Consider the following 607-nt stretch of genomic DNA (forward strand, 5'->3'; position numbering starts at 1 on the left):
GCCAGTATGGCCGTCGATTGTGCCGCTTCGGCGGTCCGATCACCACGTAATTACGCATATCCAGGCTGACTCAGCCGATCAGAAAGATTCACGCCATTTGGTAAACATAGTTGACCGAACCCGCACTCGTTTGTCCAGTTTGAATTTACCACTTCGGTGTGTACTAGCCGATGCAGGTTTTAGTTCGGGAGAAAATTATGCGGCTTTGGAACATCGTCAAATCGAAGCCTACATCCCGTTGTTTGGGCGTTACATCCCGGTCCGAGATCCCTTTACGTATGAGCCGGATCAGGATCAATACCGCTGCCCTCAAGGGGCCATTTTACGTAATCATGGTATCAAAATGGCGGGGGGTATGGTAACTACCGCTACATTGCCAGCTTCAGTGCCTGCCAAAATTGTCCCATTAAGGAAAGTTGTTGTGGTAACCGAGATCGTAAATCACTCAGTGTGACCATGTATATTGGGGAGTATGAGCGAATGGAAGCCCGCTTGAGGAGTGCGAAAGGGAAGCGGCTGAAAAGGCGACGGAGTGCGGTGGTTGAGCCCGTTTTTGGAAGCTTACTAAACTACTTTGGGATGCCGCACCGGCGGACCGGCCGGACTC

At 51.4% G+C, this 607-nt stretch carries 1 protein-coding gene and 1 pseudogene; both read left to right on the forward strand.

From position 1 onward, the window contains the following. Nucleotides 1–454 (forward strand): annotated as a pseudogene (locus tag ACYVHB_RS32895) (hypothetical protein); the annotation flags it as partial. Continuing rightward, nucleotides 406–607 (forward strand): transposase (locus ACYVHB_RS32900; RefSeq protein WP_461056335.1); only part of this gene is annotated, 202 nt, incomplete at its 3' end. The pseudogene ACYVHB_RS32895 and the gene ACYVHB_RS32900, both read left to right, overlap by 49 nt.

Source organism: Spirosoma arcticum, assembly GCF_054779955.1.